Here is a 16,851-nt window from a genome sequence, read left to right on the forward strand (position 1 = left end):
AACGGCCAGTTTTTTGTTTATTTCTTCTGTGCTTTCATCGCATTAAAGAATTCGTCATTGGTTTTGGTCATAGCCAATTTATCAATTAAGAATTCCATTGCGCCAGTTTCGTCCATTGGGTGAACAATCTTGCGTAAGATCCACATTTTCTGTAGTTCTTCGGCACTGGTAAGCAACTCTTCACGACGAGTACCTGAACGGTTAATGTCGATGGCAGGGTAAACACGTTTTTCTGCAATTTTACGGCTTAAGTGCAGCTCCATGTTACCGGTACCTTTAAACTCTTCGTAAATCACTTCGTCCATTTTAGAACCAGTATCTACAAGAGCAGTAGCAATAATAGTTAAACTGCCACCTTCTTCAACATTTCGAGCGGCACCAAAGAATCGCTTCGGACGGTGCAATGCGTTCGCGTCTACACCACCGGTTAGAACCTTGCCTGAAGAAGGAATAACGGTGTTATAAGCACGCGCTAATCGAGTGATTGAATCAAGCAAGATGATCACATCTTTTTTGTGCTCAACTAGGCGCTTAGCTTTTTCAATAACCATTTCGGCTACTTGAACGTGGCGACTCGCTGGCTCATCAAAGGTAGAAGCGATAACTTCACCGCGAACCAAACGTTGCATCTCGGTCACTTCTTCTGGGCGCTCATCGATTAGCAATACAATCAATTCACACTCTGGGTGATTAAATGCCACGTTTTGTGCAATGTTTTGCAGCAACATGGTTTTACCCGCTTTAGGCGGAGCAACAATCAAACCACGCTGGCCTCTGCCAATAGGAGAAGCTAAATCCAATACACGGGCAGTGATATCTTCCGTAGAACCATTACCACGCTCCATACGCAAACGGTCGTTAGCGTGTAGCGGCGTTAAGTTTTCAAATAAGATTTTATTGCGCGAGTTTTCTGGTTTGTCGTGGTTAACAATGCCGATTTTCAGTAAGGCAAAATAACGTTCACCTTCTTTTGGCGGACGAATCTTACCTTCTACCGTGTCTCCGGTACGCAGGTTGAAACGACGTATTTGACTTGGGGAAACGTAAATATCGTCGGGGCCCGCTAAGTAAGAGCTGTCAGCGCTACGCAAAAAGCCGAAGCCATCTTGTAAGATTTCCAGCACACCATGACCAAAAATGGCTTCGCCGCTTTTCGCGTGAGCCTTTAAGATCGAGAAGATAATATCTTGCTTACGTAATCGGGCCAGATTTTCTAAGCCCATTGATTCGCCTAGCGTAATCAGATCATGGACCGGGGTATTTTTTAGCTCAGTTAAATTCATAATGGTGAGTATTCAATTTTTATCGAAAGTAGGCTGACAGCAGCGTGAGTTAGGTAAAGTGGAGATGCTTACTCGACTGTTTAGTCGGCCAAGGGATAGCCTTAAATAACGGGCGTAGGAAAAATTCGAAAATAAAATTAGCACTAATGTGGAGAAAGATCCAGCAAAAGCAGGCAACGAATGTCGACCTGCTCACAATGTTACTATAGGTTCTCGTCCAAAAACGCAGTTAACTGTGCTTTTGATAAGGCGCCAACCTTAGTTGCGGCTACCTTGCCGTCTTTAAATAACAACAAAGTAGGAATACCGCGAATACCAAACTTAGGTGGTGTGCCTGCGTTTTGGTCGATGTTTAGTTTACCAACGACAACTTTACCGTCATATTCGTTAGCCACTTCATCTAGGATAGGTGCGATCATTTTGCACGGTCCACACCATTCAGCCCAGAAATCAACTAGTACTGGTGTGCTTGAATTAAGTACGTCTGCGTCGAAACTGTCGTCGCTTAGCTGAACTAACTTGTCGCTCATTTATTACTCCAAATATTCTATGCTATCTATATAGATAATTTACCTGACTATTTGAAAACATCCGACCAATGAATGCAAGCCCAAGCTCATTCCAAGGGAATCTAAGCTACTACCAATTAACATAAGTGACTTACGCGCGCATTTAACAAAGAATGCGTGCTGGTAGTGCCACTTAGCTGTGATATGCTTACGCAATGAGCAAAACACATTTAACTGAACTACGATTTGCCGAGTTAGGACTGCAAGATAAGGTATTAGAAGCCTTAGAGCAGCACGGCTATCACAATTGCACCCCGATCCAAGCCCAAAGCCTACCTATTTTAACCAAAGGTAAAGATATTGCAGGCCAAGCTCAAACCGGTACGGGGAAAACCTTAGCTTTTTTAGTTGCCACGTTTAATCACCTGCTAATTACAGCAGCTCCTGAAACGCGCCAACAAAATCAACCTCGAGCATTAATACTTGCTCCGACTCGCGAGCTGGCGATTCAAATTCATAATGATGCCCGCCTACTAGCGAAAGCAACAGATTTAAAACTGGGTTTAGTTTATGGTGGTGAAGGTTATGCTAGCCAACGTGCCACGTTAGATGAAGGCGTAGATATTCTGATCGGTACTACCGGTAGAATGATTGATTACTTCAAACAAGGTGCGTTTAGCCTTAATAGTGTACAAGCTTTAGTGCTTGATGAAGCCGATCGCATGTTCGATTTAGGCTTTATTAAAGATATTCGCTATTTAATGCGCCGCATGCCAGAACCTAAACTTCGCTTAAACATGCTGTTCTCTGCCACCTTATCTTTCAAAGTGAAAGAGCTTGCGTTCGAACACATGAACGAGCCGGAGCACGTGATTGTTGAACCGGAACAAATGACCGGAGCGCGCATTCAAGAAGAGCTATTTTACCCCTCTAACGATGACAAAATGGCGCTGTTGCAAACGCTTATTGAAGAAGAATGGCCAGAGCGCGCGATTATTTTCGCCAATACCAAACACCGTTGTGAAGATATTTGGGGGCATTTAAGTGCCGACAAACACCGCGTTGGTTTATTAACCGGTGATATACCGCAGCGCAAACGTGTGCAAATTTTAGAACAATTTACTGATGGTAAGATAGACGTACTAGTGGCCACCGATGTTGCCGCTCGTGGTTTACATATTCCTTCGGTGACTCACGTATTTAACTACGATCTACCTGATGATGCAGAAGACTATGTTCACCGTATTGGCCGTACTGGTCGTGCTGGTGCTAGCGGTCACGCCATTAGCCTAGCCTGTGAAGAATATGTATTTAACTTGCCCGCGATTGAAGAGTACATTAAACATCCGGTGCCTGTTAGCCAATACGATAGCGAAGCATTGATGCGTGATTTGCCAAAAGCACAACGTATTCATCGCGCTAAAAACACCAATAGCCGTAGTGGTAACCGTAGCAATAGTCGCGGTAACAGTGGTCATTCTAATCAGCGTCGCCACCGCCATTAAACACTAAGCACAAGGAATACAGTGTCTAAAGTTTCACCCCTTTATGCAGCCATTGATTTAGGTTCCAACAGCTTTCACATGTTAATCGTGCGGGAGTTGAGTGGTAGCGTGCAAACCATTGCTAAAGTGAAACGTAAAGTGCGTTTAGCAGCAGGTTTAGATGCCGACGACAAACTCGACCATGCTGCCATGGTAAGAGGTTGGCAATGTTTAAGCCTGTTTGCTGAGCAACTACAAGATATTCCGGAAGCACAAATAAAAATAGTGGCCACCGCAACCTTACGCCGCGCCACTAATGCCGATTCTTTTCTAGTTCAAGCCGAAAAAATCCTCAATCACAAAATTCACATCATTAGCGGCGAAACCGAAGCTAAAATTATCTATCGTGGTGTAGCCCATACTAGTAGCGGCAGCGGTAAGCGTTTAGTGATTGATATTGGTGGAGCCAGCACCGAGTTAGTTGTGGGTGAGCAAAGCGAAACCTTATTGCTGAACAGCTTAGATATGGGTTGTGTAACCTGGCTAAAGCGTTTTTTCCAGACAGGACTAAACGATGCGAACTTTGAAGTAGCGATCGATGCAGCCAAACAAGTCATTGATCCGGTACTCAGTGACTACCGCCGCCTAGGTTGGCAGTCTAGCTTAGGGGCATCGGGCACTATTCAAGCCCTACTAGAGATTATAACTGCCCAAGGTTTAGACGAGCGAATCACCTACTCAAAGCTGAAAACCATACAGCAGCAAGTTGTCGCTTGCGGCAGCTTAGATAAACTTGATATTCAGGGCTTAGCCGAAGAACGTAAACCGGTATTTGCTTCGGGTTTAGCAATCATTATTGCGCTATTCGAAAGTTTACAAATTGAAGGCTTAATTCTCGCTGGCGGAGCATTACGCGAGGGTTTGGTGTACGGCTTATTAAGCCAGAAAGAAACCAGCAGCGTAAGGGCACGTACCGCCGAGAGCTTTGTAAAACGCCATCGCATTGATAAGCAACATGCAGAGCGAGTTGCTCAATGTGCGCTAGGCATGGCCCAGCAAATTAGCCCCGGTTTAAGCAATCGCGCCTTAAGTTTGTTGAAGTGGGCATCAATGTTTCACGAAGTAGGTTTGAACATTGAATTCAAAAAAGCCCCGCAACACGCTGCCTATATTATTGATCACTCTGACCTACCCGGCTTTACCAGCGCTCAAAAACACTTTGTCTCTAGTTTGTTGCTAAATCAGCGAGGAGATTGGCAAGCTGAATTGCTCGCCCAGCAACATGCTTTGAAAAAGCCCGAAGCCTTAGTGCTCGCGCGCCTATTGCGCATTGCCATTATCGTATGCATGCGCCGCACTCAAGGTAGCGTGCCTAAAATTACTGTGCTGCAGGCTGAAAATGACTGGCAACTATGCTTCCCGCCAACATGGAACGAACAGCATCCATTGCGGGCGGCCGAGTTGGAACATGAAGCGAAAGTACAAAGCCAAGCAGGCTTTCCGCTAGCGATTATCGAGGCGCTTTGTTAAACGCCTATTTTGGGGTGGTTAATTCAATCACTACCCGTTTGCGATAGTTAAGTAAATCGAAGTCTTCTCGCCAATACTCCTCAATGAGCTTATCTAACAATCCGCTGTCTTCTGCTTTTTTTAAGGCTTCTTCGATGATTGGCGCAAGCTCTGGCTCTGAGCTACTCACGTAAAACTGAAAATCACGTTGATACTGCAAAACTAAATAGGGCTCTATGGCTAAGTAAGGGTGCTGCAGAGAGTCGTTAACAATCTCGGTAAATCCCCTAGAGAAGTAATCAATTCCTCGTTTATGATTTGCCACCATTTTGTATAAACGGCGCCACTCTCCGTCTACTTCCACAGTTTTTAGTTGGTTAGCTTGCCATACCTTTACATCAAACCAGTTTTTACCAAAACCACCGGTTTTATTAAGATCTCTAAATTCCTCTAAACTTCGTACAAAACGATAAGCATCAACCTCAGAACGAGGAACCAATAACAAGCGGTGGCCAATTAAACCGTTGGTTAAGCCCATATTAATAGCAACCAGGCTTGGATCTTGATTACGCTCTTCAGACGCCAACAACCAGACAAGGCTTAGTTGGCCATTACGCAACATTGACTCTGCGCGCTTTTGCGGCAAATTAGATGAAGGCACATCAATCACCGGTGTATGACCCGCTTCAATAAGCGCTTGCTCAAGTAACTCATGGTAATAAATGTGTGAATCGTCTGAATATGCAGGTAGGCGTAATTCAACAGTAGCAGCGTATGCCTGAGCAGAGACCAAACATAAACCTGCCAAAAATTTCCACATAGCGTCTCTCCCTAGAGGCCGATGGCTTAATCACTAACATTGGCTTAAAGCACTATTCTAACAGTAGCTCAAAATCACTATTTCTTGCTCAGCGAGTGAACAAAAAATAATTAATACCTCAAAGGTTTAGTGATTTAGTTCAGTTCGACAGCAATCAACCTAGTTAAAGTATGCTTTTATTCGCTAGCACTGCGCTAATATTGACCTTAGCGGACTAGGCTGGCAAACTGCGCCCGCGAGCAGTCAACATTTCGCTGGCTGCCATAAAAACGTGTTACCACTGTGCTATTTAAGTCGAGGAGAATACAATGCCACAACCGCAAGTTGCCATCATCATGGGTTCAAAAAGTGATTGGCCAACCATGGAAAACGCCGCCCAAGTTCTAGAACAATTAGGCGTTGAATTTGAGGTTGAAGTGGTTAGCGCTCACCGTACTCCCGACAAGCTTATGGAATTCTCAGCTAACGCAGCTGACCGCGGCATTAAAGTTATTATTGGCGGCGCAGGCGGCGCAGCACATTTACCCGGTATGGTCGCCTCAAAAACGCGCTTACCAGTGTTAGGTGTTCCCGTTCAAAGCAAAGCTTTAAACGGCATGGACAGTTTGTTATCAATTGCCCAAATGCCTAAAGGTGTAGCCGTTGGTACCTTGGCTATTGGCACCGCAGGTGCTTACAACGCAGGTTTGTTTGCCGCTCAAATTTTAGCGACGACCAATGCTGAGTTAGCCGAGCGTATTGAACACTTTCGTACCACGCAAACTGAAACCGTGTTAGCCCACCCAGATCCACGAGTAGCCGAGTAAGTTAGGTGAGTACAATGAACAAAATTTGGATCTTAGGCGCTGGCCAACTTGGTGCCATGTTGAAGCATGCTGCCCAGCCGCTCAACATAGAAGTTTGCCCAATTGAAACCGATGAGACAGGCACTTTTGCTATCGCCGACAACGACATTATCACCGTTGAGCGCGAGCACTGGCCGGTAACATCGGCGACTGAGCAACTAACTCAACACCCGCGCTTTCTAAATGGCCCAGCCTTAGCCCAATTGGCCGACCGCGCAAGCCAGAAAAAACTGCTCGACTCCCTAGGCCTTGCCACAGCGCCTTGGGTAGATGTAAAACAAAAGCACAGTGCCGAGCACTTATTTGCCGAGCTTGGCGAACGAGTGTTGTTAAAGCAGCGCTCTGGTGGTTACGATGGTAAAGGCCAGCACTGGCTAAAACAGCAAGGTAACGCAGAGCAACGTGCTATTCCTCAAGACTGGCTCGACCATTGTATTGCTGAGCAAGCCATCAATTTTGATGAAGAAGTATCACTAATTGGAATTCGCCACGCTAACGGCGACACAGCGTTTTACCCACTGGCCATTAACCAGCACCACGAGGGTATTCTGCTAGCCACGGTTTCTCCAGTAGCCAGCAAAGCGCGGCTTCAGAGCCAAGCCGAAGCCATGCTTGGTAAACTAATGGATGGACTCGATTATGTGGGTGTAATGACCATGGAGTGTTTCCAGGTTGGCGATCAACTGCTGATTAATGAAATTGCTCCACGGGTTCACAATAGTGGCCATTGGACCCAAGCGGGTTCAAGCTTAAGCCAATTTGAAGCACATATTCGCGCAGTGGCCGATTTACCTTTAGTACAACCACTAGTGAAAACCCAAAGCGTTATGCTTAACCTTATTGGGGTAGATTTTAACAAGCAATGGTTAAGTGTGCCTGGCATAGAAGTGTTTTGGTACGGCAAAGACGTACGCCCAGGACGTAAAGTAGGGCATATCAACATTAGCATTGCCAACAGAAGCCAGCTGCTTGCAAGCTTAGCGCAGCTAGAACCTTTAATGACACCGGTTTATGCCGACGCCATTGAATGGTTGATCAAGCACCTAGACTAGCAATACAGCAGCGGTGTAGCTAGCTTTACACCGCTGCCTATTTTGTTGGTGATAAAACGGCGACGATTTAAGCTGTTTCACATTAGTTTCATTTGAAGTCTTTTAAAATAAGCGTTCATTAGAGTAGAAGCTGTAAGGATCACGGTTGCTCAATAAAATTCTCAACATTGGCACGCGCAAAGGAAAGCGCCACGCAGTGCGAATGACCAATTTATTTATTGTTATTGGTCTACCATTGTTGATGCTCAACGTGGCTGTTCAAGCCTCTGAGTACCAGATAAATGTTGCTGAATTTTGGCTAGTAAACGCGATGGTTATTGTCGGTTATTTCATTACGCTGTTACTCAATTGGCTAAATCAGAATGACCTTGCTCGAGCTTGGATGCTAACGGTATTTGTATTAGACGTCACCCTCGCGTCTACACGCTGGTTTGGCATTGAATCGCTAATCTTCTTCCACCTCATTGTGCTATACCCAGTGGCTTTTTTACTCTGGCAAGACAAACCATCGATTCGCAATGCTATTTTGGTGCTTATTTCGGTAGCCTTTTTAGCCATATTTTATTGGCCAAACGCCCCAATGTTTCCAAGCGATCTAGAACAGCAACAAAGCTCAATGGCGTTGGTATTTATCAACTGCGCCATATTGCTGAGTCTAGTGGCCAAATTGTTTTCTATTGATACCCAGCGTGCCCACCAGCACTTAGCTAAACAAGCTCGTATCGACTCTCTGACCAACGTATTAAATCGTCGCGAGTTAGAGCGCCAACTAAAATTGGAAAATGAGTCGGTTTTCAGCATGGCAGTCATGCTTTTTGATATTGATAAGTTTAAAGCCATTAACGACCACTTTGGCCACCACGCCGGCGACCAAGCCTTAAAACATGTTGTGGCCTGCGTGCGACAAGTGTTGCCAGAAGAAGCAAAGTTTGCTCGATTTGGTGGCGATGAATTTTGTATATTGTGGCCCAATTGCAAACGCCAGCAAGCGCAAACCCTCGCCAGAAAAATCGTCCGTCACGTGGCCAATAACGCCTGGTTACACCAGCAACATAACACCCCCATCAGCATTAGCATGGGTATTGCCTTTGAAACCCAAAGAAAAGACCTTTCCAGACTATTGATTGACGCAGACAATGCCATGTATGCTGCCAAACGGAACGGGCGCAATACCTTTGTGGCATTTTGGACCGACCAAACACAAGCAATGCACGCTTAAACGCAATCAACGCCTCTGTTTTTGCAAACGCCAACTTTAGGATTCATCTGTGAACTACGAATGGTTAGCCCTTTTGGCGGCTGCTTTATGGGCATGCACTAGCTTAATATCGGTCACTCCTAGCCGCCAGCTTGGCGCCTTTGCTTATAGCCGTTGGCGCATGGGTTTAGTCAGCGTAATGCTACTTAGTGCAGCCTTGTTCAACAACCAATGGCAAGTGATAACCCTAGAGCAAGCGAGTCTGTTTGCCTTGTCTGGTTTTATTGGCGTGTTTGTTGGAGATACCGCCTTATTTGCCTGCATGAATCGGCTTGGCCCCAGGCGAGCGAGTTTGCTATTTGCTTGCCATGCGGCATTTTCGGCGTTTTTGGGAGTATGGCTTTTTAATGAAGCGCTATTTGGCTGGTCGTTACTAGGCGCAGGCTGCTTATTTTTGGGTGTAGCCTTAGCGGTAGCCTTTGGCCGCAAACCCGACCAACATAGTTGGGAGAAGATTTCCGGTCCGGTAGGTATTGCTGTGGCCTTGGGTTTAACTGCTGCACTATGTCAAAGCTTGGGTACGGTAATGCTCAAGCCTTTAATGAGTGCACCAGAGTTTTCTCAAATAGACCCGGTGGCAGGCTCCGCTTTGCGCATGTTTAGTGCTTTTTCTGCTCATTGGCTGTTGTGGTTAAGTGGCAATAAACTAGCCCGAGCCCAAAATCCTCTTAACTCAAGACTCTTTATGATGATTGCCACCAATGGCTTTTTAGCCATGGCTGTAGGCATGACTCTTATGTTATTTGCTTTACGCTATGGCGACGTATCCGTCGTCGCACTATTGTCTTCGACCTCACCAGTATTGGTATTACCTTTGTTATGGATTGTCACCAAACAAGCACCCACTCGCTCGGCGTGGTGCAGCGCTGCCTTATGTGTTTTGGGTAGCGCTTTATTGATTTTCGCCTAAACCTTGATGGTAAATAACAACAGCCTCGTGATTACCCTAGTCCTTAAATGCCGGAAGATTAGCAATCCGCTGATCGATAAAAAATACTTTCTGCTGATACAACTCAGAATCAGTTGAACCGTAGATGTGAGCAAAATCAGGCTCGCTAATACCTTCAGTAAGATCATCAATTCGCGGAAAAAATGCCTCTTCGGAACGCGCATTGCGCATCACAGTTAAAAACTGTTTTGCTTTGCTTTTTTGTTTCGCCGTTTCGGCAAATACAATACCTGCCTTATCGGCGGCCAAATCAGCAAAGCTAAAGCCGCTCCCACCCTCGAGCGAATCAAACAGCTCTTTAAATTCACCAATAGACGCACTAAATCCTTGTTCACCAGCCATGCTCAACCCAGCCGAATAAACAAAGTGCAAGAGTAGGTCTCTACGCCCTGCTAACGTCACATTAGTAGGGGCGGCTTGTAAACTTATCTGTTGCTCAAAACGCTGGGCCATTACCTGTTGAAAAGGTCCTTGGCTGAAAAACATCGCCATAGCCCATACTAGCGCCTGCTGCTCGGTTAACAGCTCCCCCTGTTCGCCACGCATTGCCACGTCAAAACTTAAGGGGTAAAGATAATCGTAAAGTGAAATAGTCTGCTGTTGACCATATTGTTGACTAAGTGTCAGCAGTTTTTGGTAATACACATCTACGGGCAGCTTGCTCACGCTAGGGTTTTGCCACTGACTAACATTTTTATACACGCTAGCCACACGCACACCTAAGTCGGCCACTGGTTTCACCTTGACGCTGACTTGCTGAGCGTCAATGTCTACCTGACTAAGCCCAGCTAACAACTCTTCAAATTGAAGCTCGGGAAACAGCGCCTCCAAACCACGGATTAATAATGTTTTAGCAATGCTTCCGGGTAGCCGTAGTCCACCAATTTGCCAATCACCAAACCGCAAACCTTCGGCAGAAGATAACAGCGTAATATGGCTGTTAATATACCCATGGTAGATCCCCTTAGGGAGAGCAACGCTTGCCTGAAGCTGTAAATACTCTGGCGCAAAATGCGCTTCAGCATTTAAGCCACTAAAAGCTTTAGACGCCAAGGCTAACAGCCCCTGCATTTGCTGCTGGCTTAGCTGAATATCTATAGCTTGCTGGGCCTTGCTAAACTGGACGACATTACTTTGCAGCCATTGTTTAGCATCCGCCACTTGTTGCGGGCTTACCGATCTAGGAGCAGAAATAGAGGCTTGTTTAGATACACTTAAAACAACTACGCTGGCAATTGCCAGCGAAAGTATAAGCACCAAAGCGAAGAGTGAAACTAACAGCTTTTTCATTAGAAATTACGCACATTCAGGCCATTCATGAGAGACATAATTACTGGTCTTCGGCTAACCATTGTGCCACGTCTTTGGCAAAATAAGTCAAAATCCCATCAGCGCCAGCACGTTTAAAGGCGAGCAATGATTCTAATACCACGGGGCGCTCGGCTAACCAGCCATTGTCTATTGCCGCTTTATGCATCGCGTACTCACCACTTACCTGGTAAGCAAAAGTAGGCACAGCAAAAGTGTCTTTAACTTGGCGAACTACGTCTAAATAAGGCATGCCAGGCTTCACCATCACCATATCGGCACCTTCTTCGATGTCTAAAGCCACTTCATGTAAGGCTTCTTGGCCATTAGCGGGATCCATTTGATAGGTCTTTTTGTTGCCGCCCTTCAAGTTGCCAGAACTGCCTACGGCGTCGCGAAACGGGCCATAATAGCTAGAGGCGTATTTAGCCGAATACGCCATAATCATGGTGTTATGGTAACCAGCATCTTCTAACGCTTCGCGAATAGCGGCGATCCGCCCGTCCATCATGTCTGATGGAGCCACCATATCGGCACCAGCAGCCGCATGTGATAAGGCCTGTTTGACCAAAATCTCAGTGGTGATGTCGTTCTGCACATAACCTTGCTCGTCAATAATGCCGTCTTGCCCATGGGTTGTGAACGGGTCTAAGGCAACATCGGTCATTATTCCTAGTTCAGGGAAGGCTTGTTTCAGCGCTTTCACTGCACGTTGCGCTAACGCATCGTCAGCGTAAGCTTGCTCGGCCAACAATGACTTTTGGTCTAAAGGTGTTACCGGGAATAAAGCGATCATTGGCACACCTAAGGCAACCAATTGCTCTGCTTCTTTTAATAATAAATCGATACTAAAACGCTGAATACCCGGCATCGATGCAATGCTCTCGGTCTTATTTTCGCCCTCAATAACAAACATCGGGTAAATCAGATCATCAACGCGAAGCTGATTTTCACAGGCCAAGCGACGAGAAAAATCATGGCGACGAATACGACGCATACGGGTTGCAGGGAAAACTCTTGATACGCTCACTCAGCGCTCCTTAAAATTTAGCATTGTACATCTAGCGCTACTTTAAGCGGCTATGGCTTGCTCGGCAAGCGTAGCCAACAACTTTCTTAACACTTATCAAACAGCTGCAAGTTGCTCATGGAATGTAGGCTAAAACGTCCAATATCAAGGATAAGCGCCAACTGCCAAGGAAAACGTTTCCACATTTAGCTGACATTTGTTAAATTAGTGATACAACATGGCGTAATGTCACAGTGAGTGACGCAGGTGCAATACCTTACTTTAGGTAAGCGAACCAAGTCATGAATCGATTAGTTTTTGGAGAATAAATGGCCACAATTAAAGACGTAGCAGCTGCCGCCGGTGTTTCTGTCGCCACCGTATCACGCGTGGTAAACAATGGTCCTAAGGTTAGCGCCAAAAACCGTGATTTAGTTAAAAAGGTGATGCTAGAACTGGGTTATCGCCCCAACGCCAATGCGCGAGCCTTAGTCACTCAAACCAATCCTACTCTTGGTTTAGTATTTAGCGAATTGACCGACCCGTTTTTTGCTACTCTGGCTGGCGGCGTTGAAAAGGTCACTCGCAATAACAACATTCAGTTGCTCATTAGCAACGGCTTAGTGAGTGCCGAGAGCGAAAAACGCGCTATTGAAACCTTGTTGGAACAGCGCTGCCAAGCTCTCGTTGTACATTCTAAGGCCTTGAGTAATCAAGCCTTAATTGACTACGCAGAAGCTGTACCGGCAATGGTACTGATTAACCGTTATATTCCAGAGATCGCTCATCGCTGCGTATGGTTAGACAACCAAGCTGGTGGCGAAGCAGCCGCTAGGCACTTGCTAGCACAAGGCCACGAAAACATTGCCTGCATTACCAGCAACTACGACATAGAAGATCCACGTTTACGCTTACAAGGCGCAAAGGCCGCTTTAAGTGAGCATGGTATGCCGTTATCGGAACACGCTATTGCATCATCAGATCCCAATGAAATTGGCGGCGAAATTGCCGCACAAAATTTATTGGCACGTGGTTTAGACTTTTCAGCTCTGATTGTTTACAACGATTCAATGGCGTCTGGGGCTATCACTGTATTGTGCGATAACGGTTATCGAGTCCCTGAAGATGTATCGGTCATTGGTTTTGATGACGTGCTGCTATCACGCTATTTACGGCCAAAACTCACCACCATGCGCTACCCCATTGAGATGATGGCGATGGAGGCTGCTGAAATGTCTTTAGCCTTAGCCGCTGGAGAGCCCGTAGCGCCCATTCATAAATACGTACCAACCCTGGTAAAACGCGACTCTGTAGCGGTACACAAGCAACTCCAAAACGCCACTTAGCGCTTACAGCACGCAAGTGCAATACCATGTCGTATCGAGTCTTTGGCTCGGTGCTACATCGCCGTAAAAATAAAATCGGTGACATCCTATATTCCCAACTTATCGCGCAGGTTGTAATACACCGCACCTAAGGCGGTAAAAGGCACTTGCAGGTGTCGCCCTCCTGGAAAGCGGTAATGATTAAGCGAGGCAAATACATCAAAACGTTGCGATTGCTCACTTAATACCTCAGCCAGCAATTTTCCGGCTAAATGGGTACAAGTTAAGCCGTGACCACTATAACCCTGCAGATAATAAATATTGCTATCTAGGCGGCCAAACTGCGGCATTCGTGAATAGGTAAGCAAAAAGTTACCGGTCCATGCATAATCAATATTTACGCCCGTTAACTGCGGAAATAAAGCCTCAAATTTGGGTCTAATTTGTTTTTCAATTGAGGCCAAAGGCTTCGCCCCGTAGACCACTCCACCACCAAACAATAAGCGCTTATCGCCACTAATTCGATAATAATCCAACAAGTAATTACAATCTTCTACGCAATAGTTTTGAGGTAGCAACTGCTCACACAAATCATCACTTAGCGGCTCTGTAGCCACCACTTGAGTACCACAACGAATGGCTTTGTCACTTAGCTTAGGTTCTAACTCGCCCAAATACGCATTTCCTGCAAACAGCAAATAGTTAGCCCTTACGCTGCCATGCTCGGTGGTCACTTTGGCAGGTTCACCAGCTTGGTAATCAAGCACTGCAGACTGCTCGTAAATTTCTCCACCTAAGGACAAAATCGCTTCTGCCTCTCCTAAGGCTAAGTTAAGCGAATGAATATGCCCGCCTTTCATGTCTAACAAGCCACCTTGGTATGCTTGGGTGCCAACAACTTTCGCTAACTGCGCTTTGTCTAATAACTCAAGTTGATGATTACCAAAGCGCTCCCAGTTCGCTTTTTGTTCAGCTAAGCCTTTCAGTTGCTTGGCATTATATGCCGCAAATACCCCACCTTGCTGGTAGTCACACTCAATATGGTAATCGGCAATTCGTGAGCGAATAATCTCGCCGCCCTCAAAGATCATTTCATTAAGCGCTTGCGCTGTATTTTTATCGTAACGCTGCTCAATGACATCAACGTCTCGACTGTAACTATTGACGATTTGTCCGCCATTTCGCCCAGTTGCTCCAAAGCCTACTTTGACACTTTCCAGTATTACTACATGAAAGCCTTTTTCGGCTAAATGCAGCGCCGATGATAAGCCACTAAAGCCGGCACCAATAATACAAACATCGCAACGGATATGCCGCTGTAGCTGAGGAAACTGGCGCGTATTGTTGGCACTGGCGGCATAATACGAAGCGGTATGGTTAAGCATGTTGACTCCTTAACGACACTCTATTGCTGGTGTAAGTTAGCCGCTTTAACAAACTGGGTAAAAATGGCCTGCGAAATCGGGTTGCGAGTGGCTTGCCATTCAGGGTGCCACTGCACGGCATAAAAGAAAGGATGCTGAGCCAGCCGATAAGCTTCCACCAAGCCGTCTTCCGCCTGCGCCTCTACAATCAATGAATCCGCTAAGCGATTTACACCTTGGTTATGCAAAGAGTTCACCTCAATGCTCTGGCAATCAAGCCAACCAGCCAACCAACTGTCTTCGGCAAGCTTAAGTGAGTGCTGGTCAGCGTATTTTATTGAAAAGTTTTCGCTCTTGGGCTCTCTATGCTCAATCGCTCCCGCTAATTGATAAACCTTGTGGTGCAAACTGCCGCCAAGCGCTACGTTCATCTCTTGAAAGCCCCGGCAAATACCCAATACTGGAAGAGCATACTGTTTAGAATATTCGACAATAGCAAAAGCTAATCTATCTCTACCGCCGTCTAAACGCGGTTCTTGATGAGTCGCACCATACAACTGTGGATGCACATTAGAATGGCTGCCGGTGAGCAATACACCATCCAGTTGCGCTAATAGCGAATGCAGCGCTTCACCTGTTAATTGATGCGGTAAAATTACTGGGCTCGCGCCATATTCAGCCAAAGCGTTCAGATAAAACTCATTAACACTTTGTACCTGATAAAGCCCTAGTGGTTTATGGCAGGTGATGATACCTATCAATGGTTGCTTGTGGCTTTTTGTCATCAATATACTCCCTCAAACATAGCCTATTCAGCTTAGGGCTAAAGTGGCATACAATCTAGCCAATGTAAATTATATTTAACACCTTGAGTTTTGAGTAATCAAACAAACCAGACAAAATTCGAGTAAGGCTAATACGTTGCGTCTTTAAACAGCATTTGATCATGCCGCCAGCTAGAAAAAGACTGCGCTTATACTGAACAACTTATTCATTAGTGTATTTGCTATTTCACTGCTGCTTAGCAGGAATCGAGTAAATCAATGGCAGCCTAGTAGCTTAATAGGTAAAATTGCTCGGCAACAATTAAGGAGTATGGGGCTCACCCTCAATCATGGCCGAACACGTAAGTATTAAAATCCAACTCAATTCGGCGCCCATTGCCGCGCCGAACACACAACAAAACAGCATTGATAAGGTTTTAGCACCTAAACCTCCTTTCGACATTCGCAAGATTGTCGCTGCCGTACTTTTTTTATTACTGCTTGTCGGTGGCTTAATCGCGCAATTTTGGCCTGCGCCTTCTAATGCTCTTGCTGCCCAAACTGCCAGCAGCGAGCAAGTACATTTAGCCGAAACAGTAAGCACCGAGAACCTAGATAGTGAAGCAACACTGCCTAAACAAAAGTCCGAAACGAACACTGAAATTCAGATAAATACTCAGGCTAAACAGACAGTACAGACAAATGAAATAAAGCAGGTTGCAGAAAAACAAGCATTAGTGCAGCAGCCAAATGACACGCTCAGCACGAACAATATTGAGCAGCCCGCGATACAAGCAATAGTCGAATTAGAGCCGGCAACTTCCACTAGCGCTGAAACAGAAAAAGAGTTGAATCTTCGAACTGACGAAGCCTCAGCAAACGAAGCGATAGCGGACGAGCCTCAACACCCAGTAACGGCATCAGCAGAGCCTGCAACTCCAGCATTAAGCGAACAGCCGGTCACCACTGCAGAGCAAGCCAACTGGTTTACTGAACAGCTACCCCGCGCGCAATTAACTAGCGCAATAAAGCAACGCGAACCTGTAGATTCCGTCACGGTGGTGAAGCTAGACCAACAAAGCAAAATCTACTTATTTAGCGAGCTACGCAACATGCAAGACCAACAGATTCAAGTGCATTGGTACCAAGATGAACGCTTGCGTGCCAGCGTAGATTTGGCCATTGGTGGGCAACGTTGGCGCACAAATTCCAGTAAGCAATTTGATAAGCATAGCCGTGGCCATTGGCGAGTGGCCATTTTCAATCAGCAACAACAGCTAATTTTTGAACAGAACTTTGTTGTGGAGTAAGCCTAGTCACTTGCAGCGCCGCGCAGTCGTGGTAAATTGAACATTCGTGTTGAAGCACAATA

At 45.9% G+C, this 16,851-nt stretch carries 15 protein-coding genes; 8 read left to right on the top strand and 7 right to left on the bottom strand.

Annotated elements, in window-relative coordinates:
* Positions 1 to 17: 17 nt before the first annotated feature.
* Positions 18 to 1,283 carry a transcription termination factor Rho gene (gene rho / locus ACLD71_RS04660; protein WP_137674458.1) on the bottom strand — a complete coding sequence of 422 codons (1,266 nt, stop codon included), beginning with the start codon at positions 1,281 to 1,283 and terminating at the stop codon, positions 18 to 20.
* 203 nt (positions 1,284 to 1,486) lie between these two features.
* Complete coding sequence (gene trxA / locus ACLD71_RS04665) at positions 1,487 to 1,813, bottom strand: thioredoxin TrxA (protein ID WP_137674457.1); 327 nt, start codon at positions 1,811 to 1,813, stop codon at positions 1,487 to 1,489.
* Between the two features lie 194 nt (positions 1,814 to 2,007).
* Here trxA and rhlB point away from each other — a divergent pair, with 194 nt between their 5' ends.
* Positions 2,008 to 3,297 carry an ATP-dependent RNA helicase RhlB gene (gene rhlB, locus ACLD71_RS04670; RefSeq protein WP_137674456.1) on the top strand — a complete coding sequence of 430 codons (1,290 nt, stop codon included), beginning with the start codon at positions 2,008 to 2,010 and terminating at the stop codon, positions 3,295 to 3,297.
* A 21-nt stretch (positions 3,298 to 3,318) separates the two neighbouring features.
* Positions 3,319 to 4,806, top strand: coding sequence for a guanosine-5'-triphosphate,3'-diphosphate diphosphatase (gene gppA, locus ACLD71_RS04675; protein WP_411993268.1), 1,488 nt, complete (start codon positions 3,319 to 3,321; stop codon positions 4,804 to 4,806).
* A 4-nt stretch (positions 4,807 to 4,810) separates the two neighbouring features.
* Here the strand turns inward: gppA and ACLD71_RS04680 are convergent, their stop codons facing one another.
* Positions 4,811 to 5,605, bottom strand: coding sequence for a hypothetical protein (locus ACLD71_RS04680; protein WP_137674454.1), 795 nt, complete (start codon positions 5,603 to 5,605; stop codon positions 4,811 to 4,813).
* Positions 5,606 to 5,913: 308 nt separating this feature from the next.
* Here ACLD71_RS04680 and purE point away from each other — a divergent pair, with 308 nt between their 5' ends.
* The 4 genes from purE to ACLD71_RS04700 all read left to right on the top strand — a co-directional run bounded on the left by purE (position 5,914) and on the right by ACLD71_RS04700 (position 9,670).
* A complete protein-coding gene (purE, locus tag ACLD71_RS04685; RefSeq protein ID WP_137674453.1) occupies positions 5,914 to 6,411 on the top strand; it encodes a 5-(carboxyamino)imidazole ribonucleotide mutase in 498 nt (165 codons plus the stop codon).
* A 14-nt stretch (positions 6,412 to 6,425) separates the two neighbouring features.
* Positions 6,426 to 7,502, top strand: coding sequence for a 5-(carboxyamino)imidazole ribonucleotide synthase (gene purK, locus ACLD71_RS04690; RefSeq protein WP_411993271.1), 1,077 nt, complete (start codon positions 6,426 to 6,428; stop codon positions 7,500 to 7,502).
* A gap of 202 nt (positions 7,503 to 7,704) precedes the next feature.
* Positions 7,705 to 8,721, top strand: coding sequence for a GGDEF domain-containing protein (locus tag ACLD71_RS04695; protein WP_411993273.1), 1,017 nt, complete (start codon positions 7,705 to 7,707; stop codon positions 8,719 to 8,721).
* A 49-nt stretch (positions 8,722 to 8,770) separates the two neighbouring features.
* On the top strand, positions 8,771 to 9,670 hold the full coding sequence (locus ACLD71_RS04700; RefSeq protein ID WP_137674450.1) for a DMT family transporter: 900 nt from the start codon (positions 8,771 to 8,773) through the stop codon (positions 9,668 to 9,670).
* Between the two features lie 36 nt (positions 9,671 to 9,706).
* Here ACLD71_RS04700 and ACLD71_RS04705 read toward each other — a convergent pair whose 3' ends face one another.
* Together ACLD71_RS04705 and hemB are read right to left on the bottom strand one after the other, a co-directional pair.
* On the bottom strand, positions 9,707 to 10,999 hold the full coding sequence (locus ACLD71_RS04705) for a hypothetical protein (RefSeq protein ID WP_411993275.1): 1,293 nt from the start codon (positions 10,997 to 10,999) through the stop codon (positions 9,707 to 9,709).
* 40 nt (positions 11,000 to 11,039) lie between these two features.
* Entirely contained in the window at positions 11,040 to 12,047 is a 1,008-nt protein-coding gene (gene hemB, locus ACLD71_RS04710) for a porphobilinogen synthase (protein ID WP_411993277.1), read from the bottom strand.
* Positions 12,048 to 12,355: 308 nt separating this feature from the next.
* On the opposite strand from hemB, the gene ACLD71_RS04715 reads away from it, so the two are divergent.
* On the top strand, positions 12,356 to 13,372 hold the full coding sequence (locus ACLD71_RS04715) for a substrate-binding domain-containing protein (protein WP_137674448.1): 1,017 nt from the start codon (positions 12,356 to 12,358) through the stop codon (positions 13,370 to 13,372).
* Positions 13,373 to 13,458: 86 nt separating this feature from the next.
* Here the strand turns inward: ACLD71_RS04715 and ACLD71_RS04720 are convergent, their stop codons facing one another.
* The gene (locus ACLD71_RS04720; protein WP_411993279.1) at positions 13,459 to 14,736 is read right to left on the bottom strand and encodes an NAD(P)/FAD-dependent oxidoreductase; all 1,278 of its coding nucleotides are present in this window, start codon (positions 14,734 to 14,736) and stop codon (positions 13,459 to 13,461) included.
* Between the two features lie 20 nt (positions 14,737 to 14,756).
* Positions 14,757 to 15,500 carry a gamma-glutamyl-gamma-aminobutyrate hydrolase family protein gene (locus tag ACLD71_RS04725; protein WP_411993281.1) on the bottom strand — a complete coding sequence of 248 codons (744 nt, stop codon included), beginning with the start codon at positions 15,498 to 15,500 and terminating at the stop codon, positions 14,757 to 14,759.
* Between the two features lie 329 nt (positions 15,501 to 15,829).
* On the opposite strand from ACLD71_RS04725, the gene ACLD71_RS04730 reads away from it, so the two are divergent.
* Positions 15,830 to 16,789: a DUF2914 domain-containing protein gene (locus ACLD71_RS04730; protein ID WP_411993283.1), complete on the top strand. Its 960-nt coding sequence runs from the start codon at positions 15,830 to 15,832 to the stop codon at positions 16,787 to 16,789.
* The last annotated feature ends 62 nt before the right edge of the window (positions 16,790 to 16,851 follow it).

Source organism: Agarivorans sp. DSG3-1, assembly GCF_046774965.1.
Classification (GTDB): domain Bacteria; phylum Pseudomonadota; class Gammaproteobacteria; order Enterobacterales; family Celerinatantimonadaceae; genus Agarivorans.

Excerpts from the sequence above, each read along its gene's own strand:
- rho (WP_137674458.1), bottom strand. The coding sequence starts at position 1,283 with ATGAATTTAACTGAGCTAAAAAATACCCCGGTCCATGATCTGATTACG.
- trxA (WP_137674457.1), bottom strand. The coding sequence starts at position 1,813 with ATGAGCGACAAGTTAGTTCAGCTAAGCGACGACAGTTTCGACGCAGAC.
- rhlB (WP_137674456.1), top strand. The coding sequence starts at position 2,008 with ATGAGCAAAACACATTTAACTGAACTACGATTTGCCGAGTTAGGACTG.
- ACLD71_RS04680 (WP_137674454.1), bottom strand. The coding sequence starts at position 5,605 with ATGTGGAAATTTTTGGCAGGTTTATGTTTGGTCTCTGCTCAGGCATAC.
- purE (WP_137674453.1), top strand. The coding sequence starts at position 5,914 with ATGCCACAACCGCAAGTTGCCATCATCATGGGTTCAAAAAGTGATTGG.
- purK (WP_411993271.1), top strand. The coding sequence starts at position 6,426 with ATGAACAAAATTTGGATCTTAGGCGCTGGCCAACTTGGTGCCATGTTG.
- ACLD71_RS04695 (WP_411993273.1), top strand. The coding sequence starts at position 7,705 with ATGACCAATTTATTTATTGTTATTGGTCTACCATTGTTGATGCTCAAC.
- ACLD71_RS04705 (WP_411993275.1), bottom strand. The coding sequence starts at position 10,999 with ATGAAAAAGCTGTTAGTTTCACTCTTCGCTTTGGTGCTTATACTTTCG.
- ACLD71_RS04715 (WP_137674448.1), top strand. The coding sequence starts at position 12,356 with ATGGCCACAATTAAAGACGTAGCAGCTGCCGCCGGTGTTTCTGTCGCC.
- ACLD71_RS04720 (WP_411993279.1), bottom strand. The coding sequence starts at position 14,736 with ATGCTTAACCATACCGCTTCGTATTATGCCGCCAGTGCCAACAATACG.
- ACLD71_RS04725 (WP_411993281.1), bottom strand. The coding sequence starts at position 15,500 with ATGACAAAAAGCCACAAGCAACCATTGATAGGTATCATCACCTGCCAT.
- ACLD71_RS04730 (WP_411993283.1), top strand. The coding sequence starts at position 15,830 with ATGGCCGAACACGTAAGTATTAAAATCCAACTCAATTCGGCGCCCATT.